The sequence below is a fragment of the Aeromonas sp. sif2433 genome (assembly GCF_019218705.1).
Lineage (GTDB): Bacteria > Pseudomonadota > Gammaproteobacteria > Enterobacterales > Aeromonadaceae > Aeromonas > Aeromonas encheleia.
In genome coordinates this window covers 160938-175939 of the sequence record NZ_JAHUXD010000003.1, presented here as the reverse complement: position 1 = coordinate 175939, position 15002 = coordinate 160938, and the positions used below count along the sequence as shown (strand labels likewise).

Below are 15002 nucleotides of genomic sequence, written 5' to 3'. Positions count from 1 at the left end.
GTAGCGAGATCCCTGTCACTTTTGTGACGTCATTCCCGCCATGGCCGAGGTGGAAAAGGGAGGGGCCATCCATGTAACCACGCTCTGAAAATGCATAAACATCTGCATAATGGGGCAGTTGCCGCCATGGCCAGCTTGCTGCGTATAGCACAACGCCCGGTCAGGCCGGGCGTTGGATCACATGGATGGGGGCGGGCGGCGCCAGCACTGAGCTGGCTCACTCGCCGCGATGCGGTGCCTATTTCTTGATCTCATGGCCAATCACGCCACCGACCACGGCCCCGCCAACGGTGCCGGCCGCACTGCCGCCGGTCAGCACGGCGCCACCGACGGCCCCTATACCGGCCCCTATGGCGGTGCTCTTGCCCTGTTGCGACATGCCGGAACAAGCAGCCAGGCCAAACAGCATGACTATGGTCACGGCGCCTTTAGCTAAACGATGGATCTTCTTCATGGGGTTTACCTCTTGATACTGATCAATACGTTAGGGTGTCCCGAGCAGGCGGTTACCGAGCCTGAGCCCGACGCGCAAGCCGGATGATGGTTGCTCAACGGCGGATCCGGCGGGCATATGGAGCGATGGGGCAAGATGTCTGATATGGGTCGGGTGCTCTGCCAGGCGTTTGGTCGTTATGGCGACCATCTTCCCCCACCTCCCGCCAGCGCGTCTGTACGCTAGCGCCTATAGGGTGACCTTTCTTTTGCCACTGCCGCTCATCGGCGCTTGCCGCAGTGACCGCTTGCGGCGGCACATAACCCCATCAACTGAGCCCTGCAGACCCTCGGTGTTGGCGACCCTGCTGGAGTGATATACGTTGCGGCGACGGTTCCGGTTCATTTTACCTCCTGCATTTATGGGGCCGGATGGCTGGCCTGCCCTTTGCCCGACCCTGCTCTCGCGAGGAGAGAAGAGGGCAAGGCGCCGCGGCCTGCGCTCGCCAGAGATGACAACGCCCGGCGGGGCCGTACGACGAAGGGAGGCAGCGCCTGCCATCAGAAGTCGTGGTAGAGCGGCCAGCCGAGCAGGGGGTGCTTGAGACCGGCGCGCATCTCGACGTTGTCGAGCTTCTCCGGCGAGGCATTGGCTTGTTGCAGCAGCTGGTACTGGCGCACGAAGCCCAGGGTGTGCAGCAGGTTGGGCACGAAGCCGGGGCTCAGCTCCTGGCGCAGACCGGTGACGAGATCCCCCGGCAGCTCGGCCAGCATCAGCTCGAGCTGGGCGGCCAGATAGTCGGTGTCGTACCAGGCCTCTTGCAGCACTAGGTCCCGCCCCAGGCGGCGCTTGAGATCCTGTTTGACCCTGAGCTGGGCGGCGCCGCTGCCCTGGCCGCAGAGGATGCGGTAGAGCAGCGCCTCGGCCAGCTTGTCCTCCATGGTGGGGTGGTCGCTCTCATAGGCGAAGAAGTGTTGCTCCAGCAGGCCCAGCAGGCGGGTCTTGTTGTGCTCCACCAGCGCCTTCTCGTACTCCTGCCAGCCTTGCCACTCCTCCACATCCGGCGGGCTGGAGATCTTGTCCAGCAGGCGGGCATCCACCTCGCCGTAGAGGCTCTTGCCGCCGGGCTGCTTGGGGCTGACCGAGATCAGCATGGACCAGCCCTTCTGGAACGGCTTGACCGGGCCTTCCGGCGCCTGCAGCAGGGCCAGCGCCTTGGCGCGATCTTGCTGTGACAGCTCCTGCAGCCCCAGGCTGACCACCCCGATCACGTCGTGGGCGGCCTGCTCCAGCAGGTGCATCTTGTACTTGTTGTAGTACTTGTCGGCGAACTTCAGGCTCATCAGCACCGCCTTGCCCTTGATGGCGGCCAGTTGCTGCTCGCTCAGCCGTTCGTTGTCGCGGCCAAAGCGCAGTACCTGGGTCAGGAAGGGGCCCTGGTTGCTCTCGCGGATCACTAGTTGCATGGTGCGGGCCTCAATCCAGGAAGCTGAACATGTCGTCGACGTCTTTGTATTCGTCCTCGACCTGGTTCTTCTCTTTGGCCTGCATCACCAGCTCGGCGGCAAACTTGTTGATGATGCCATCCCAGCTGCTGTTCTCGCTGCGCAGCAGCGCCTTGATGGCTTGCTCCACCCCGGGCGCCAGGGTACGTATCAGCATCAGCAGGCTGCGGGGATCGTCCAGCGCATAGTCGTGGGCATCCTCGCTCAGCTGGCGATCGCTGTAGGCGAGCGCCTCCTCCAGGTCTTCCTCTTCGGCGTGCAGCTGGTCCTGATAGCCCTCCTCGTCGTCAAAGCGCTCACCGCGATAGAACTCGATGAAGGGGATGGCGAGGTAGAACAGGCCGGCCGGATCCTCGGCGATGCACTCCAGGATCTCGGCCTGCTTGGCTTCGTTGTCCTGGGTGCGGATCAGGTAGTTGAGGAAGTCGAAGGTGTGCTGTTGCAGCTCATCGGCGTTGTGCTTGATCGCCTCTTCCCAGTAGAGCGGCTGCTGGCAGACGATGTCGCGGATCCGCTCCGGGGTCATCAGCTCGGAGATGATCGACGGGAAGGACATGTCGTGCTGGCCGTTGATCTGGGTCAGGGTAACGATATCAATATTTTCAATGACTTCGACCAACTGCTCGTCGGACATCGTCATGGCGATCAGCTCGAACTTCTCGCTGGCCTGCTTCGGCTCGATCACGGCCAGCTCTTTGATCTCGATGGCGGTAATTTCAATCAGACTATTCATGCTTTACCCCAAGTTAGAAACGCACTTCGTCGTACATGTCCTGATCGTCTTCCTCGCCTTCTCCGCCGTGATAGTCGGCGTCGGCGTCTTCTCCGTCATCCTCCTCCTCATCGCGCAGCTCATAGTCGTCATCGGCATGGCGGCCACCGCGTGGCTGCGGGTTGTCCAGCAGATAGAGCACGGCGCAGGCCTCGATGAGCTTTTCTTCGCTCAGGGCGCGCACCGCCTTGACCAGCGGCAGGTCGGCATTGTTGAACGCCACCGACACCTTGAATTCGTCCCAGGAGGGCTGGACGCTGCCGCCGAGCCACTTTGCCCAGGCCTGTTTGGCCTGGGGCGGAAACTGTACCCGGCCATAGAGGGCGAGCGGCAGATATTCAGGCATGAATTCCAGCATGCTGGTGTCGGCCAGCAGCAGGGCCTTCATCTTGCCGGTGAACTGCTCCAGTGCCTTGGGCTGGTCGAGATCCCGATAGGATTCGATGTTCTCGCTTGCATCCTGCATCAGCGCCTTGATCCGCGCCTGGTCCCATTTTGTTTGCATAGTGGCTCTTCTTGCTTAGCGCATCAGGGGTAGAACTGGTCCCACATCTCCTGCATGGCAGAAGCGGGATCGGTCACGATGACGTTGTTGAAATCCTTGATGAAGGCGGCCCGTGCCTTGGGGTCGTTGAGCACCTCGTAGGCCTGTTTCACCTGGTGCAGCTTGATGGCTGCCTGCTCTCGCTCTTCATCCGTCGCCCCGAGCAGCTTGTCGGGGTGGTACTGGTTAGACAGCCGTCGATAGGCTTTCTTGATCTCATTTTCGTTGGCGTTGGACTTGACGCCCAGCACCCGAAAGTAGTTGTTCATGGCAGATCCTGCATCACTGGCATCGTCGGAGTCACACCGTGGGCGCCTGGGGCTCGCAAAACCAGGCACGGCAAAAACCCGTCATTTTACCGGAAACAGGCCGCCGCCGCCATGAATAGGAAGCGAACTGGCGACGAACAGGCGGATGGCGCCCGGCGCCGTTGGCGATTGGCATCGGGGCTACACTGGGGAGGGCCGCCGGGAACTCTTTTGCCGTCGCGTTGCCCAAACCGGGGATGGGGTGTCCGGCTGATCCGGCACCTTGCTCGATCTTCATCAGGGCTCGGCGAGGCCGGGGCCAGCAAGAGGAATACATTGCCATGTTCAAACCCTACCTTCTCTCCCTCGCGCTTTTTAGTGGTCTCAGCGTCGCCGCCGATGAGCCGCCTGGCGAGCCACTCATCAAGGGGGATATCAGCAAGGCCCAGTTTATGGAGAAAGCCGAGCAGCGCTTCGCCCGGCAGGATCAGAATGGTGACGGCGTGCTCTCGATTGCCGAGAAGGAGGCCGCCATGGCGAAGATGCATGAGGCGATGAAGCTGGCCGGCAAGAGCCCGCCGGAGAAGATGGCCAACATGAAACCCAGGCAGGAGACGACCAAGGCGCAGTTCATGCAGCGCCAGGAGAAGATCTTCGCCCACCTGGACAAGAACGCTGACGGCATGATCAGCGAGGCCGAGCGGGCCGACATCAGGGCCGGCCTGAAGCAGCGGGCCGAGCAGTCGATGCCCTAAGGATTGCGCCCCTTCGAGGTAAAAAAGAGCCCGGTAGAAATACCGGGCTCTTGTCATCTTGGCGGGCGGGAATGACTCGCTAGCGTGACCAGTCGGCCCACAGCAGCCGCAGCTGCAGTCCCCAGCGGCTGCTCCAGCCGGTGGTGCTGCTCACCAGCTCGCCATCCTTGACGATGAGGAAGGTCGGGGTGACCCCGATCTTCCACTGGGCTGCGAGGCTGCCCTGCTCATCGTTATGGGTGGGGAAGCTCAGCCCCTTCCTGGTCATGCCCTGTCGCAACTGGGCGTCGCCGCCGGAGCGCAGCGCCACCGTCAGCACCTGCCCACCGTCCTGCCACAGCTGCTCCACCGCCGGGGTGGTGAAGCGGCACACCCCGCACCAGCTGGCCCAGTAGTAGACCAGCAGCGGTTTGTCCTGGCTCAGGGCGGCGAGGCTGGTGGTGCTGCCATCCTGCAGGGTGAGGGGGGCGCTCATGGCCCCGGCGGGCAGGGTCGGGCCGCGCCAGTAGTCCAGCAGGCTGGAGATGACCAGGCCCGCCAGCAGCAGCCAGATCGCCTCCTTGCCCCAGCGTTTCCAGCGAGGTTGGGTGATGGTCGCCATTCCTTAGCCCAGCTTGACCAGTTCGGCCTTCACCAACTGTTCGAGCTGTTCATAGGGGAGGGCGCCCGGCACCAGCTGGTTGCCGATCAGGGTCGCCGGTGTGCCTTGCACCCCCAGCAAGGTGCCGATGCGCAGGCTATTGCGCAGCTCCTCGGTGGCCTTGCCTTCAGGTTTGAGCGCCACATTGCCGGTGGCCGCCAGCGCCTTGTTGATGTCCGCCTCGGTCAGCATGCCCTGCTTGCTCATCAGTTTGTCGTGGAGCGGCAGGAAGCGGGCCGGATCCTGTTGCCACAGGGTCAGGCTGTACTGGGCCGCCTTGGCGGAGGTCTGCCCCTTGAACGGCAACAGCTTGATCACCAGCCCCAGATCGTTCGGATAGGCCTTGAGCAGCTTGGCTATCTGCGGATCGAACTGTTTGCAGTAGGGGCAGTTGTAGTCGGTGAACAGCACCAGGGTCAGCTTGGGGTTCTTGGCACCGAGCCGCGGGCTGGTGGCACTGTTGAACAGCATGTCCTTGTTGCCCTTGATGAAGTCACCGAGCTGGGCCTCCTGGGCCGCGGTGTTCTGCTTCTCCCAGGATTCGGCCGCCTCGTCGAGGATCTTCGGATTGGCCACCAGGGTCTCGCGGATCAGCTCTTTGATACGGGCCTCCTGCTCCGGGGTGAAGGGGGCGGCGTGCAGGGCCGGGGCCAGCAGGCCGGCGGACAGGGAGGCAATCAGGGTCAGAGTGCGCAGGGTCGGTTTCATTTTTTCTCTCCTTCGAAATGGGGGGACTGGCCGTCGCCTTGGGATGAGGCGGCGCGGCGCAACAGGGTCAGCAGGTCGGCCTTGTCCAGCAGCGGGGAGAGTGTCTCTCCCGCTGGCAGGCCGGGGCCGTAGATCTGGTTGAAGGGGACGGCGGCCGCGTCGCGCTTGCGCAGGAAGGCGGCGATGGCGTCGTTGGGTCTGCTCCAGTCACCGCGCAGGGCCACCACATCGGGGGCCGAGAGGGCATCTTGCACCTCATCGCGCAGCAACACATTGTATTTATTGGCCTTGCAGGTCACGCACCAGTCGGCGGTGACATCCACGAACACCCGTTTGTTGTCGGCCAGCGCCTGGCTGATGGCCTGCTCCGACAGGGGCTGCCAGGCCACCCTGTCGAGGCTGCCCGAGCCCTGGGCGGTGAAGGCACCGCCCAGCAGCCAGGCCCCGCCCACCAGGGCACTGAGCGACAGCGCCAGGGTGAAACCCCGGATGCCGTAGCGCCAGATGATGCCGGCCAGCAGCACCAGCAACAGCGTCGCCATCAGCCAGCCGCTGGTGACGCCGCCCAGATGGTTGCCGAGCAGGCTGATCAGCCAGAGGCTGGAGCCCAGCATCAGCAGGCCGAGCAGGAGGCGCAGCCGGCTCATCCAGCGGCCCGGTTTCGGCAGCCAGAGCGCGAGGCGCGGCAGGGCCGCCACCAGCAGCCAGGGCAGGCTCATGCCGATGCCGAGCGCGGTGAAGATGAGCCACAGCTCGGCCAGCGGCGCCGCCAGGGCGAAGGCGACGGCGGTGCCGAGGAAAGGCGCCGAGCAGGGGGTGGCCAGCAGGGTGGCAAAGCTCCCCTGCAGGAAGTGACCCCCGAGACCATTGCCGCCGCTGGTGGCCAGCCGGGTGCTGAGGGTACTCGGCAGGCGGATCTCGAACAGCCCCAACAGGTTGGCGCAGAACAGCGCCGTCACCACCACCATGAAGCCGATGAAGCCGACACTCTGGAACTGGATGCCCCAGCCGACCGCCCCCTGGGTGGCCCGCAGCAGGCTGCTCATGGCCGCCAGCAGCCAGAAGGAGGCGAGGATGCCGGCGCTGGCGGCGAGGAACTGCTTGCGCACCTCGGTCTGCTGCCGGTGTTGCTGTTGCAACACAGAGCCGAGCTTGAGCGCCAGCACCGGCAGCACGCAGGGCATCAGGTTGAGGATGAGGCCGCCGAGCAGCGCCGCCCCCAGCAGCCAGAGCAGGGATTGGCGCTGGTCTGGCAGGCTGAGCGCCTCACCTATGGGGACTTCGGTCTGCCAGGCCTGTTCGTCGCTGGTGAGCAGCAGGCCGAGCCGGTTGCCGCGAATGTCCGGCGCATCCCCCTGCCAGCCATCGCTGACCGGCACTCGGGCGATCAGGCGGGTGCCCTGCACCTCCAGCGCCGGCTTGCCAAACTCGGCCCCCTCCAGGGCGTCGATGAAGAGTGCCGGGTTTTGCCAACCCTCGGCGCGCTCTGCCAGCAGTTGCAGCTGGTTGTGCTGATAACCAAGGCTGACCCTGATGTCCACCGGCAGCGGCTGGGGCAGGGTGCTCATCCCTTTGGCGTAGGCGAAGTCGAAGCCGGCGGGCACGGCACCGTCCGCGTCGAGCCGGAAGGGGTAGTCGGTCAGGATGCAGACGTTGCTGCAGGTGGAGAGGCGCAGGATCCCCTCGAGTGGCTGCTCTTTGGGGTAGTGCAGGCTGATGGGAAAGCTGACGCTTTTCTGATAGCCCTGGGTGCTGAGCCCGGCCACCTCGAAGTGCCGGGGTACGGGCCAGTGCCATTGGAGCTCGGTGACGGGCTTGTGCCACAGGATCTGGGGCGCTATGCCCCCTTCACCCGGGCTGTGCCAGTAGGTCTTCCAGCCTGACTCGAGTTCGACCTCGAGCAGGATGCGGGTCTGTTGGGGATCGCTGCGGTCGGCCTGCAGCCGCACCTTGGCGTGATCGTTCTGGGGGCTGGTGAGCCAGCCCGTGTCGCTGGCCAATCCCATGGATTGCCACAGCAAGCAGCCCAGTAACAGGGTTGCCTTGAGAAGGTTTGACATCGGTTTTGTCTCGCAAAAAAATGAATGACGGCTAATCAACGAACAGCCGAACTCATTCCCGCCAGACACAGAGGGTGAGATGAAGACGCCGCTCGGGCGGCGAGATGACCCTGGGGGGAGGCAAGGGGGGCGTATAGCGCCAGAGCGGAGCCAGCAGGGCGATGACCAGGGCCACCGCGAAGAACAGCTGTTCGACGCAGAGCAGGCTGGCGGCACTCAGCCACTTGCCGTTGAGCTGGCAGCTGCTCGGCTGCGGGCTGGCGGCGCGGGCGCTATCCTGATCGTCGGGACTGCTCTGTTCGGGCAGCGCCTGGCAGCCGAGAGCCTGATCGAGCAGAGCCAGCCGGGCCAGCGGCTGGGCCGCACAGTTGAGTACCAGCAGGCAGACCAGCAGCAGGAGTCGTTTCGCCGCGCGTTGTTGCAACATCATGCTAGCCCCGTCCATCAAGATGGGCACATCCTAGCGGCCAATGGCGGGTGGGGCAAGTCGGGGGTCTGGTCGTGTGCCCATCCGCGGACAGGGGGAGGTCGGTTCTGTTTGGCGAACGCTTGTTCGCTAAAAGGGGGACCAGTATACTGCGCCGAGTTAACATCCGAGGTGTTCGATGCTCAAAATTGCCCGTGTGCTGCTGCTAACCCTGCTGCTCGTCTTCTGGTTTGTGTTTGGTCTGTTGCTCTGCCTGGTGCGTCCGCGCCACCCCAACAACGTCTATGTCTTCGCCCGCATGTACCACGCGGTCTGCCCGCTGATCGGGCTCAAGGTCAGGGTCATCATCCCGGACGAGGTCAAGACGGTCGGCCCGGCAGTGTACGTCTGCAACCACCAGAGCAACTTCGACATCTTCACCGTGACCGGTGCCGTCATGCCCGGCGTGGTGGCGGTGGGCAAGAAGAGCCTGCTGTGGCTGCCGTTCTTCGGCCTCCTCTTCTGGCTCTCCGGCAACGTGCTGATCGACAGATCCAACCGCTCCCGTGCCATCGGCACCATAGGCCAGGTGGTGGATCGCATCAAGAATCACGGCACCTCCATCTGGATGTTCCCGGAGGGGACCCGCTCCAAGGGCCGCGGTCTGCTGCCGTTCAAGGCCGGCGCCTTCCACACCGCCGTGCAGGCCGAGGTGCCCGTGGTGCCCATCGTCTGCTCCAGCTACTTCGGTCAGGTCGATCTGAACCGCTGGGACAACGGCGAGGTCCTGCTGGAGATGCTGCCGCCCCTGTGCAGCAAGGAGCACGGCGCCGCCGGCATCCGCGATCTGTCAGATACCTGCCGGGCCCAGATGGAGGCCAAGCTGGTCGAGCTGGACAGCCGGCTCGGCCATAGTCGGGCCGTCTGAGGTCGCGCGACGAGATAGGAAGGGAGCCGCTGGCTCCCTTTTTTATTGGTAAAAATCACCACCATGTTGGTTATTTTTACCAACTCAGGGTCCTTGGATTTTGACGATTAATCTCCATCTCTATGTAAAACAACAATAAATCATCTTGGCACGGCTCTTGTAATGTCATGGATAGAGATACCCATCCCATGAACGAGGAGCCAGACCATGAGCGTATTTAGCCGCCTGACCGACGTGATCAACGCCAACCTGCACAGCCTGCTCGACAAGAGTGAGGAGCCGGAGAAGATGCTGCGGCTGATGATCGAGGAGATGGAGCAGGTGCAGGTCGAGATGAGAACCCAGGCCGCCCGCGTCATCGCCGAGAAGAAGCAACTGGAGCGCCATCAGCAGGCGCTGCGCCACCAGATCCAGGAGTGGGCGGCCAAGGCCGAGCTCGCCATCCAGAAGGGCCGTGAAGACTTGGCGCGCGCCGCCCTCACCGAGAAGCTGGCGGAGCTCAAGAAATGCGAGCAACTGGAGCAGGACAAGGCCCGGGTGGCCGAGGTGCTGGCCCAGCTGACCGCCGACAGCGAGCGGTTGGCGAGCAAGCTGACCGAGGCGCGGGAGAAGCAGAAGATGCTGACCCTGCGCGAGCAGACGGCGCACAGCCGGATCCGGGCCCGTGCCCAGGTCGACAACCAGCGCATGCATGAGCTGATGGTGCGTTTCGACGGCTTTCAGGGTCGGGTGGATCAGCTGGAAGCCCAGCTGGAGGCGGCAACCCTGGGGCAGAACCCCTCCCTGGAGGCCCAGTTCCGCGAGCTGGAGCTCAATGACGAGATAGAGCGTGAGCTGGCGAAGCTGAAGGGTCAGCAGGTCGGGGTGTGAGCATGAGCCCCTGGCCCAAGGATCTGGCCCATCGCAAGCTGACCGGGGTCTGTGCCGGCCTGGCCAATGGGCTGGGGATCTCGCGGGTGACGGTGCGGGTCCTGGCGTTGCTCAGTCTGATCCTGATGCCGCCCCTGGCCCTGGCCGCCTACCTGCTGGCGGTACTGATCATGCCGCCCCGTCGTGAATTGAAGCGCTGGCTGGATTGATCCCAGGATCAGCCCAGTCGGCAAGACACCCTTGGTGAGGAGCAACCCATGCTGGAATTTATCGTTTTGATGCTGGTGCTGGTGACCATGGCGCTGACCGGATTTACCGTGCTGGCCATGCTGCTGGTGAGCGGGGTCTTCGTGCTGTTTGGCGCCCTGGCTGGCATGTTTGCCCTCATCATCAAGCTGGCGCCCTGGCTGCTGTTACTGCTGGTGGTGTGCTGGTTGCTCAGCAACAGGCGCAAGCAGTCGAACACCTACCGTTAGCCTCCCTGCTGTCGGACCCTGGCCACTGCTCGCAGTGGCCTTTTTTATGGCGCCAGGTGGTTGGTCGTCTTGGGATCGGCGGCGGTGCTTGCCAGCCAGGATTGATGCCAGTCGCTCCACAGTTGAGGCTCGAACAGCAGCCGCTCCTTGAATGCCTTGCTCTGCTGCTTGAGCCGGTATTCGAGGCGCAGCGCGCTCCCCTTGTCCGCGAGCTCTTGCTGCCACACCAGTGCCAGCGGTCCCTTGCCACGCAGGGCGCGCGCGCCCTTGCCGCTCTGGTGCTGGCGCAGGCGCCGCTCGGGATCCGTGCTGATGCCGGTGTAGAGCGCGCCCGCGCCGGTGCGCACCAGATAGATAAACCAGCGTGCCGTCGGCCGATCGACAGTGGTGGGGGCGATCAGGGTTTGTGCCATTCGACTCGGCTCCGCTTGAGCAGATGCAGGGGCAGCAGGCTGATCAGCAGGCCGGCCCAGACGAAGGCGAAGCCCACCGACTTCACCGGATCCGCCGTCTCGCCGAACCAGAAGATGGCGAGCAGGAAGGCGAGGCTCGGCTCTATGTATTGCAGCAGCCCCACTGTGCTCATGCGGGTGCGCGCCACGGCGTAGCAGAACAGGCCCACCGGCAGCAGGGTGGCGGGGGCGCTGCCCATCAGCAGCAGCCTGTCGGCCCAGTCCCCGGCCATAAACTGGCTGGTGCCGTGCAGGCCCAGCCAGCCGATGATCAGCAGGGCGACGGGGAGCTGCACCAGGGACTCGAGATAGAGGCTGACGCCGGCATCATAGTGCACCTTCTTCTTGAGCAGGCCGTAGAAGGCGAAGTTGGCGCCCATGATGAGGGAGAACCAGGGCAACTGGCCGTAGGAGAACAGCATGTAGGCCAACCCCGCCAGGGCCAGGGCGACCGCCAGGTGCTTCTGCGGGCTGAGCCGTTCCCTCAGGAAAATGACGGCAAATACGATGTTGAACAGTGGCGTCATGAAGAAGGCGAGGCTGGTGGCCAGTACCTGGCCGGTGGTCAGGCACCAGGTGAACATGCACCAGCTGACGGACATGACGGGGCCCGCCAGCAGGATGAGGCCGAGCTGGCGCGGCTCGCTGCGCAGCCGTGCCCAGGGCAGCCGATAGCCGAGCAGCAGGAAGAGCCCGCCCAGCAGCACGGCCGACCAGAGCACCCGGTGGGAGAGCAGCTCCCACATGTTGACCTCGGGCATGAACTGGTAATAGAGCGGCAGCATGCCCCACAGCAGGAAGGAGAGGGCCGCACTGCCGGTGCCCATCCAGTTCTTCATCGCTTTCCGTTTATTAAATTAAACAAATGTGGCCGCATGATAAGTAGCTGCCGGCGGTTTCACAAGCAGGATAGAGGGGGAAAGTCTGCTACCATCGGGCCATGAACCGACTCGACATGCTGTTTGAACAGATCCGGGCCTGCCGGCTGTGCGAGGCCCATCTGCCACTGGGGCCGCGGCCGGTGATCCGTGGCGCCGAGAGTGCCCGCCTGCTTATCATCGGTCAGGCGCCGGGCACCCGTGTCCATGCCAGCGGCATCCCCTGGGATGATCCCTCCGGCGATCGGCTGCGCCACTGGCTCGGGGTGGACAAGGCCACCTTCTACGATGAGTCCCGCATTGCCATCATGCCGATGGGGCTCTGCTATCCCGGCAAGGGCAAGTCGGGGGATCTGCCGCCCAGACCCGAGTGTGCGCCGACCTGGCATGACAAGGTGTTGATGCTGCTGCCCCATATAGAGCTGACCCTGCTCATCGGCCAGTACGCCCAGCATTACTATCTGGGTGCGGCGGGCAAGGGCTCGCTCACCGAGACTGTGCACAGCTGGGCCGACTATGGCCCCGCCTGGCTGCCACTGCCGCATCCCTCACCGCGCAATACCTTCTGGCTCAAGAAGAACCCCTGGTTCGAGCAGGAGGTGGTTCCTCAGCTGCGACTCAGGGTCGCCCCCCTGCTGGGGTGACCCTGTAGCCTGCTGCGTCAGACCACCGGCTCGGCCAGGGGTTTTGGCTTGCCGCGGGCCATGGCGACCAGCGGCAGTATGATGCACAGGCAGCCAAGCAGCAGCGGCAGACCCGGCTGCTCGTCAAACAGCCACACCCCGATGGCCACCGCCATCAGCAGGCCGGTGTACTCCGCCGAGGCGATCTTGCTCGCCTCCGCCTTGCGATAGGCCACCACGCAGAGCCCGGCGTAGACCATGATCAGCGCCGACGAGCCGAAGGCGGGCCACCACATCTGCCACTGCCAGGTTCCCCCTTCCCACCAGGCCAGCGCCAGTATGATGGGCATGCTCAGCACGTTGGTGAAGAACAGGGTCTGGGCGATGGGCTGCTTGAGCGGGATCCGCTTGATCAGCAGGTTGTTGACCGCCATGGAGAGCGCCACCCCGAGCGCCGCCAGCGCGGCCCAGTTCACCTCGGTCGGGCGCAGCACGATCAGCACCCCGATGAAGCCCACCAAGGCCGTCAGCACCTTCTGACGCGACAGTGCCTCCCCCGCCAGCCAGACCGCGAGCGGCACCATCAGCAGCGGCGCCGCATAAAACAGGGCATTGGCGGTGGCGAGCGGCAAGCGGGTGAGGGCGACCACCATCAGGCAGACGCCGATCGCCCAGATGTGGGCCCGCAACAGATGCCACTTGAGCGCCACCGGCGGGTTGCGTCGCCAGGACCAGAGCAGCCAGGGGGCCAGCAAGAGGGCGGCGGAGAGTTGGCGAAAGAACACGAACTGGAACACCGGCTGGCTCGGATCCAGTACCTTGACCAGCGCATCGGAAAAGACCGCCACCATGTTGCCCAGCACCAGATAAAGGATGCCGATCCCGACTGCATTCATACCACCTCCCACGTTAGATGAGGGGAGGGTAGCCTGGGGCTAGTTATCCAGTAAAATGATAAAAAATCACCATCTATGAGAATTTTGGATAATGAAGCTGCCCCCCCTGCGCGCCGTCCAGTACTTCGAGGCGGTCGCCCGCTTGCTCAGTTTCTCCCGCGCGGCCCTCGAGCTGAACGTCAGCCAGAGCGCGGTCAGCCACCAGATCCGCCTGCTGGAGGATTTCCTGGGGGAGCGGTTGCTGCTGCGTCAGGGGCGCCTGTTGTCACTGACCACCCAGGGAGAGATCTATTTCGAGGGCATAGCGGCCGGGCTCGGCCAGATATCCCAGAGCAGCGAACAGCTGCGCGGGGGCGGCGAGATGCGGCTGCGGCTCGCGGTCTACAGCTCCTTTGCGGTGAAGTGGCTGATCCCACGCTTGGCCGGGCTGCGTCAGCTCTATCCCGAGCTGGATCTCAGCCTGGAGATGGTGGCGGAAGATCCCGAGCTCTCCGATCGGGTGGCGGACTGCTTCATCACCGTCTCCCCACACGGTCGCGGCTATTGTCACGATCTCATCTATCAGGAGCGGCTGTTCCCGGTCTGCAGCCGCCGCCTGCTGCAGCAGGTCGAGGGTGAGTGGCCACAGGCCATCTGGCAGTTGCCGCTGTTGTCGGTGCAGTCCATCTACAAGGCGCGGGGGGAGGATTGGCAGCGTTGGGCCCAGGCGGGCGGTCTGGTCATACCGGAGCAGGCGCGCATGCACCACTTCAGCCATGTGCTGCTGGCGATGGAGGCGGCGGCCTGGGATCAGGGGGTGGCGTTCGTGAATGACTATATGCTGCGGCCGGATGATCCCCAGCTGGTGGCCTTGCCGGTCCACCAGCTGGTGACGGGGGATGCGTTCTACTTCACCTGCAAGCGCTCACGGGCCCATGAGCCCGCCATCAGCCGGTTGCGCCAATGGCTGATGATGGAGACGCGCCAGAGCATGCCGCTATAGGCCAAGGCGCAGCCCCGACGCGCCGGTGATCAGGCCTTCTTGAACTGGCTCAGGATAAACAGGCTGGTGGCGCAGACTACCACCGAGGGGCCGGCCGGGGTGTCCTGGAACCAGGAGAGGCTGAGCCCCCCCAGCACCGCCAGACAGCCGATCAGCGCCGCAAAGCCGGCCATCTGCTCCGGGGTCTGACTGAAGCGGCGGGCGGTGGCGGCGGGGATGATCAGCAGGGAGGTGATGATCAGCGCGCCGACAAACTTCATGGCCACCGCAATCACCAGCCCGATCAGCAGCATCAGCACGCAGCGCAGCACGTCGACCCGGATCCCTTCCACCCGCGCCAGCTCCTCCGAGATGGTCATGGAGAGCAGGGGATCCCACAGCCGCCACAGGGTGAGCAGCACCAGGGCGCCGCCGCCGTAGATCCAGAGCAGATCCATGGGTTGCACCGAGAGCAGATCGCCGAACAGGTAGGCCATCAGATCCACCCGCACGTTATCCATGAAGCTCAGCGTCACCAGGCCAAGGGACAGGGCGCTGTGGGCCAGGATGCCGAGCAGGGTGTCGGTGGCCACCTGCTGGTTGCGGCTCATGACCACCAGCAGCATGGCCATGGCGAGGCAGCAGACCACCACCGCCAGGGTGAGATCCACCTGCAGCAGTATGCCGAGCGCTATGCCGAACAGGCAGGCGTGGGAGAGGGTGTCGCCGAAGTAGGCCATCTTGCGCCACACCACGAAGCTGCCGAGAGGCCCGGCCAGCAGGGCGATGCCGAGACCTGCCGCGAGGGCATATAACAGAAAGCTGTCCACTTGAATGTCCTTAGCCG

20 protein-coding genes are annotated in these 15002 nt (G+C 64.1%); 7 read left to right on the top strand and 13 right to left on the bottom strand.

Annotation, left to right across the window (positions count from 1 at the left end):
- Positions 1–238: 238 nt before the first annotated feature.
- The 5 genes from KW825_RS06245 to KW825_RS06225 all read right to left on the bottom strand — a co-directional run bounded on the left by KW825_RS06245 (position 239) and on the right by KW825_RS06225 (position 3523).
- On the bottom strand, positions 239–454 hold the full coding sequence (locus KW825_RS06245) for a glycine zipper 2TM domain-containing protein (RefSeq protein WP_218328643.1): 216 nt from the start codon (positions 452–454) through the stop codon (positions 239–241).
- 539 nt (positions 455–993) lie between these two features.
- Positions 994–1899 (bottom strand): hypothetical protein, encoded by a 906-nt coding sequence (locus tag KW825_RS06240; RefSeq protein ID WP_218291105.1) that lies wholly within the window; start codon positions 1897–1899, stop codon positions 994–996.
- A 10-nt stretch (positions 1900–1909) separates the two neighbouring features.
- On the bottom strand, positions 1910–2671 hold the full coding sequence (locus KW825_RS06235) for a hypothetical protein (protein WP_042652017.1): 762 nt from the start codon (positions 2669–2671) through the stop codon (positions 1910–1912).
- A 13-nt stretch (positions 2672–2684) separates the two neighbouring features.
- Positions 2685–3215, bottom strand: coding sequence for a hypothetical protein (locus KW825_RS06230; RefSeq protein ID WP_042652018.1), 531 nt, complete (start codon positions 3213–3215; stop codon positions 2685–2687).
- A 23-nt stretch (positions 3216–3238) separates the two neighbouring features.
- Positions 3239–3523 carry a J domain-containing protein gene (locus KW825_RS06225; RefSeq protein ID WP_042652019.1) on the bottom strand — a complete coding sequence of 95 codons (285 nt, stop codon included), beginning with the start codon at positions 3521–3523 and terminating at the stop codon, positions 3239–3241.
- A gap of 320 nt (positions 3524–3843) precedes the next feature.
- Here KW825_RS06225 and KW825_RS06220 point away from each other — a divergent pair, with 320 nt between their 5' ends.
- Positions 3844–4257 carry an EF-hand domain-containing protein gene (locus tag KW825_RS06220; RefSeq protein WP_218291106.1) on the top strand — a complete coding sequence of 138 codons (414 nt, stop codon included), beginning with the start codon at positions 3844–3846 and terminating at the stop codon, positions 4255–4257.
- Between the two features lie 79 nt (positions 4258–4336).
- Here KW825_RS06220 and KW825_RS06215 read toward each other — a convergent pair whose 3' ends face one another.
- From KW825_RS06215 to KW825_RS06200, 4 genes are read right to left on the bottom strand one after another with little or no spacing between them, the layout of a single operon-like run.
- A complete protein-coding gene (locus KW825_RS06215) occupies positions 4337–4858 on the bottom strand; it encodes a protein disulfide oxidoreductase (RefSeq protein WP_218291107.1) in 522 nt (173 codons plus the stop codon).
- A gap of 3 nt (positions 4859–4861) precedes the next feature.
- Positions 4862–5605, bottom strand: a complete 744-nt coding sequence (locus KW825_RS06210) for a DsbA family protein (protein WP_218291108.1) — start codon at positions 5603–5605, stop codon at positions 4862–4864.
- Positions 5602–7665, bottom strand: a complete 2064-nt coding sequence (locus KW825_RS06205; RefSeq protein ID WP_218328642.1) for a protein-disulfide reductase DsbD — start codon at positions 7663–7665, stop codon at positions 5602–5604. The genes KW825_RS06210 and KW825_RS06205 overlap by 4 nt, the downstream gene beginning before the upstream one ends.
- Positions 7666–7717: 52 nt before the next feature.
- Entirely contained in the window at positions 7718–8095 is a 378-nt protein-coding gene (locus KW825_RS06200) for a hypothetical protein (protein WP_042652024.1), read from the bottom strand.
- Between the two features lie 175 nt (positions 8096–8270).
- Between KW825_RS06200 and KW825_RS06195 the strand changes: the two genes are divergently transcribed.
- The 4 genes from KW825_RS06195 to pspG all read left to right on the top strand — a co-directional run bounded on the left by KW825_RS06195 (position 8271) and on the right by pspG (position 10345).
- Positions 8271–8999 (top strand): 1-acylglycerol-3-phosphate O-acyltransferase, encoded by a 729-nt coding sequence (locus tag KW825_RS06195; RefSeq protein WP_218328641.1) that lies wholly within the window; start codon positions 8271–8273, stop codon positions 8997–8999.
- Positions 9000–9206: 207 nt separating this feature from the next.
- Positions 9207–9869 (top strand): phage shock protein PspA, encoded by a 663-nt coding sequence (gene pspA, locus KW825_RS06190; RefSeq protein WP_218328640.1) that lies wholly within the window; start codon positions 9207–9209, stop codon positions 9867–9869.
- 2 nt (positions 9870–9871) lie between these two features.
- Positions 9872–10078 (top strand): PspC domain-containing protein, encoded by a 207-nt coding sequence (locus KW825_RS06185; protein WP_218328639.1) that lies wholly within the window; start codon positions 9872–9874, stop codon positions 10076–10078.
- Positions 10079–10126: 48 nt separating this feature from the next.
- Positions 10127–10345 (top strand): envelope stress response protein PspG, encoded by a 219-nt coding sequence (gene pspG / locus KW825_RS06180; protein ID WP_218291113.1) that lies wholly within the window; start codon positions 10127–10129, stop codon positions 10343–10345.
- Between the two features lie 44 nt (positions 10346–10389).
- On the opposite strand, the gene KW825_RS06175 is transcribed toward pspG, so the two are convergent.
- Positions 10390–10758 carry a GIY-YIG nuclease family protein gene (locus KW825_RS06175; protein WP_218291114.1) on the bottom strand — a complete coding sequence of 123 codons (369 nt, stop codon included), beginning with the start codon at positions 10756–10758 and terminating at the stop codon, positions 10390–10392.
- Positions 10743–11636, bottom strand: a complete 894-nt coding sequence (gene rarD / locus KW825_RS06170; RefSeq protein WP_218291115.1) for an EamA family transporter RarD — start codon at positions 11634–11636, stop codon at positions 10743–10745. Before rarD ends, KW825_RS06175 begins: the two co-directional genes overlap by 16 nt.
- A gap of 101 nt (positions 11637–11737) precedes the next feature.
- Here rarD and KW825_RS06165 point away from each other — a divergent pair, with 101 nt between their 5' ends.
- Positions 11738–12319 carry a uracil-DNA glycosylase family protein gene (locus tag KW825_RS06165; RefSeq protein WP_218328638.1) on the top strand — a complete coding sequence of 194 codons (582 nt, stop codon included), beginning with the start codon at positions 11738–11740 and terminating at the stop codon, positions 12317–12319.
- 17 nt (positions 12320–12336) lie between these two features.
- On the opposite strand, the gene KW825_RS06160 is transcribed toward KW825_RS06165, so the two are convergent.
- Positions 12337–13194: a DMT family transporter gene (locus KW825_RS06160; RefSeq protein ID WP_042652032.1), complete on the bottom strand. Its 858-nt coding sequence runs from the start codon at positions 13192–13194 to the stop codon at positions 12337–12339.
- A 91-nt stretch (positions 13195–13285) separates the two neighbouring features.
- Between KW825_RS06160 and KW825_RS06155 the strand changes: the two genes are divergently transcribed.
- The gene (locus KW825_RS06155; protein WP_218291116.1) at positions 13286–14176 is read left to right on the top strand and encodes a LysR substrate-binding domain-containing protein; all 891 of its coding nucleotides are present in this window, start codon (positions 13286–13288) and stop codon (positions 14174–14176) included.
- A gap of 29 nt (positions 14177–14205) precedes the next feature.
- Here the strand turns inward: KW825_RS06155 and znuB are convergent, their stop codons facing one another.
- Positions 14206–14985, bottom strand: a complete 780-nt coding sequence (gene znuB / locus KW825_RS06150) for a zinc ABC transporter permease subunit ZnuB (protein ID WP_218291117.1) — start codon at positions 14983–14985, stop codon at positions 14206–14208.
- Between the last annotated feature and the right edge of the window lie 17 nt (positions 14986–15002).